Raw genomic sequence first — 3,586 nt, 5'->3', positions numbered from 1 at the left:
GCCCTTCCACGACCAGCGGCTGCTGCAGCCCTCCGGCCCGGCGGAATTCGCGCGGCTCGAGCGTATCGGCGAGCTGGCCGTGCAGGTCTACGGCACGCCCGACGCCGGCATGTGGGAGCTCAGGACGCGCGCGCGCATCCACACCTCCTCGGCCCTGATGAGCTGGGCCGCCTGCGACCGGCTGGAAAAAATAGCCCGGACGCTGCTGTTGCCCGAGCGCGCCGCCTACTGGAGGGCCCATGCCGAGCGCATGCGGGGCGAGATCCTGGCGCGCTCGTGGAACGCCGAGCGCGGGGTGTTCGCCGAGAGCTTCGGCGGGCGCGAGCTGGACGCCAGCGTCCTGCTGATGGCCGAGGTCGGGCTGGTCGACGCGCGCGACGAGCGCTTCATCCGCACGCTGGACGTGATGAAGGAGGTGCTGTGCGACGGCCCCTTCATGCGCCGCTACGAGGCCGCCGACGATTTCGGCAAGCCCGAGACCTCGTTCAACATCTGCACCTTCTGGCGCATCGACGCACTCGCCCGCGTGGGCCGGCGCGAACAGGCACGCGAGATCTTCGAGGCCATGCTGGCCGTGCGCAACCCGCTGGGCCTGCTGTCCGAGGACACGCATCCCGCCACCGGCGAGATGTGGGGCAACTTTCCCCAGACCTATTCGATGGTCGGCGTGATCAACGCCGCCATGCGCCTGTCCGCCCCGTGGGACAGCGTGATCTGAACCGGGCGCTCCGGCTGCCCTGCAAGGAGATCGAGCCATGAGCCGTCTTGTCGTCGTATCCAATCGCCTCGCCGACCCGCGCCGGCCCGCCGCCGGCGGTCTCGCCGTTGCCCTGGGCGAGGCCCTGAACCGCACCGGCGGCCTGTGGTTCGGCTGGAGCGGCAACGTCAACGAGGAGCAACAGCCGGGCGAGGCCCACCTGCAGACGCGCCAGGCAGGCCGCGTGACCTTGGCCACCGTGGATCTGGCCCCCGAAGACCACGCCGCCTACTACCAGGGCTACGCCAACAGCGTGCTGTGGCCGGTGTTCCATTACCGGCTCGACCTGGCGGACTTCCACGGTGCCTACCTGGACGGCTACCGGCGCGTCAACCGCATGTTTGCCGCCAAGCTGCTGCCGCTGTTGCGCGACGAGGACGTGATCTGGGTGCACGACTACCACCTGATCCCGCTCGCGACCGAGCTGCGCGCGCTCGGCTGCCGCCAGCGCATCGGCTTCTTCCTGCACATCCCCGTGCCGCCGCCGCTGATCCTGGCGGCGCTGCCGCAGCACGACTGGCTGATGCGCGCCTTCTTCGCCTACGACCTGGTGGGCCTGCAAAGCGAGGCCGACGTGGCGCACTTTCGCCGCTACATGCTCAACGAGGCCCAGGCCGAGGACCTGGGCGACGGCCGCCTGGCCGCCTTCAGCCGCGAGACGCGCGTCGGCGCCTTCCCCATCGGCATCGACGTGCAGGAATTCGAGCGCCTCGGGCGCGCCGCCGACGCGGTGCAGACCTGCGAGGCCCTGCGCCAGGAATATTCGCGCCGCAAGCTGCTGCTGGGCATCGACCGGCTCGACTATTCCAAGGGCATTCCGCAGCGCGTGCGGGCGTTTCGCGAACTGCTGGAAAAGTACCCGGAAAACCGCCACAGCGCCACGCTCATCATGATCGCCTCGCCCTCGCGCGACGACGTGCTGGCCTATGCCGACCTGCGCCAGGAGCTCGAGGGCCTGTGCGGCGGGATCAATGGCGACTATGGCGACCTGGACTGGATGCCGCTGCGCTACATCCACCGCATCGTCGCGCGCAGGCGCGTGCCGGGCCTGTGCCGCGCGGTGCGCGTGGGCCTGGTGACGCCGCTGCGCGACGGCATGAACCTGGTGGCCAAGGAATACGTGGTGTCGCAGGACCCGCAGGATCCGGGCGTGCTGGTGCTGTCGCGCTTCGCCGGCGCCGCCGAGCAGCTCAAGGACGCGTTGCTCGTCAACCCCTACGACACCGAGGGCATGGCCGACGCCATCCAGACGGCGCTGCACATGCCGCTGGAGGAGCGCCAGGCGCGCCACCGGGCGCTCATGGAGACCATCTGCACGCACGACATCCATTGGTGGCGCAAGAGCTTCCTCGATGCCCTGCACGCCCCAGCGCCTGAAGCCCAGGCGCAGCCCCCGGCCGAGCCGCGCGCCGCGCTGCCCACGCCCGAGCCGGTCTGAAGGGCCGCATGGTGCAGGACCTCAGTCCTGCGCCAGCAGCGCCAGCGCCGCGTAGTCGCCCACCTGGTGGCCCAGCCCCGCAGGCAGCAGTTCCACACCGCGGGTGAGCGCCGGGAAATGGCGCTGCAGCTCGGCGCGCAGCAGCGGCAGCAGCAGCGCCTGGTGGTGCAGGAAGACCGAGCCCCCGAGGCTGATGCGCGCGAGGTCGAGCGTCGCCACCAGGTTGTAGAGCAGCCGGCCCATCAGGCCGCACAGCGCCCGCACCTCGGCCAGCGCCCGGGCGTCCCCCTGCTGCGCCGCGACCAGCAGCGCGGGCGCATCCACCCCCAGCCGCGCCGCCAGCGCGCCGCCCGCCACCTGCGACTCCACGTCGCCGCGGTTGCCGCAGCCGCACAGCGGCGCCTCGCCCGCCAGGTCGGCCACGAAGGAGTGGCCCGCATGGCCAGCGTTGCCGTTCTTGCCCGCCAGCACGCGCCCATCGACGCACAGGCCCACGCCCACACCCGTGCTCCAGGTCACGTAGGCGCAGTCGGCGCTGCCCGCGAGCGCCCCCCAGCAGCGCTCGGCCACCAGCGCGGCCACGGCGTCGTTGGCGATGCGCAGGCGCACGCCCGGCCCGAGCGCGGCCGCCAGCGGCGCCTGCAGCGGCACCTGCGTCCAGCGGTTGGGCAGCGCGGTGGCCGCGCCCGCCAGCGCACCACAGATGTTCGGGTTGGCGACCTCGATGCCACCCGCGCGGCGCACGAACGGCCCGCACGAGGCCACGCCCACCGCCCCCAGCCCGGCGCGCGCCAGCCCCTGCCGCTCGCAGATCGCATCGAGCAGGCGCAGGACCTGCTGCGCCAGCGCCTCCGGCGGGCCGGTCTTGGCCGTCGGCTCGCTCAGCCGGTCCAGGATCTGCGGCAGACGCGCACCCGGCGCCATGCGCGCCAGGCAGACGGCCACCTTGGTGCCGCCGATGTCGACCCCGGCGTGCAGCCGGGCAGCGGGCGAGGAATGTTCTGGCATGGGCTCCATCATCGCGCCAACCGGCGTCGCCGGGTAGCGGCCGGCGCCCTGCCCGCCGTGCGCGCCCCGCTCACAGCCACTTGAGCAGCAGGCCGACCACCAGGCTCAGCACCACCGTGCTGGCCAGCGGCACCGACCACTCCCGCCCCAGCAGGCGAAAGCGCAAATCGCCCGGCAGCCGGCCCAGCCCCAGCCGGCGCAGCCAGGGCGCCAGGCCCTCGATCAGCACCAGGGCGAGGAAGACGACGATCAGCCAGCGCAGCATGGCCGCCAGTGTAGGCCCCACATAATGGGGCCGCCATGCGCCTGCGCCACATCGAGCTGTTCCACGCCATCCTGCTCACCGGCAGCGTGAGCGCCGCCGCGCGCATGCTCCACGTGAC

Annotated in this window: 5 protein-coding genes; 3 read left to right on the top strand and 2 right to left on the bottom strand. The window is 72.4% G+C overall.

The window, feature by feature from the left end:
- Together A612_RS10815 and otsA are read left to right on the top strand one after the other, a co-directional pair.
- Nucleotides 1-718, top strand: a 718-nt coding sequence (locus tag A612_RS10815) for a glycoside hydrolase family 15 protein (RefSeq protein WP_019374502.1), incomplete at its 5' end; no start/stop codon positions are given.
- Between the two features lie 37 nt (nt 719-755).
- On the top strand, nt 756-2,195 hold the full coding sequence (otsA, locus tag A612_RS10810; RefSeq protein ID WP_019374501.1) for an alpha,alpha-trehalose-phosphate synthase (UDP-forming): 1,440 nt from the start codon (nt 756-758) through the stop codon (nt 2,193-2,195).
- A gap of 21 nt (nt 2,196-2,216) precedes the next feature.
- Here the strand turns inward: otsA and A612_RS10805 are convergent, their stop codons facing one another.
- Both A612_RS10805 and A612_RS10800 read right to left on the bottom strand, forming a co-directional pair.
- Entirely contained in the window at nt 2,217-3,173 is a 957-nt protein-coding gene (locus A612_RS10805) for an ROK family protein (protein ID WP_040436633.1), read from the bottom strand.
- Nucleotides 3,174-3,273: 100 nt separating this feature from the next.
- Nucleotides 3,274-3,468, bottom strand: a complete 195-nt coding sequence (locus A612_RS10800) for a DUF2905 domain-containing protein (RefSeq protein ID WP_019374499.1) — start codon at nt 3,466-3,468, stop codon at nt 3,274-3,276.
- A 35-nt stretch (nt 3,469-3,503) separates the two neighbouring features.
- On the opposite strand from A612_RS10800, the gene A612_RS17965 reads away from it, so the two are divergent.
- A partial coding sequence (locus tag A612_RS17965; RefSeq protein WP_141630351.1) for a LysR family transcriptional regulator occupies nt 3,504-3,586 on the top strand: 83 nt, incomplete at its 3' end.

This window comes from Melaminivora alkalimesophila, from assembly GCF_000282995.1.
Lineage (GTDB): Bacteria > Pseudomonadota > Gammaproteobacteria > Burkholderiales > Burkholderiaceae_C > Melaminivora > Melaminivora alkalimesophila.
This window is presented reverse-complemented; position numbering and strand designations above follow the sequence as displayed.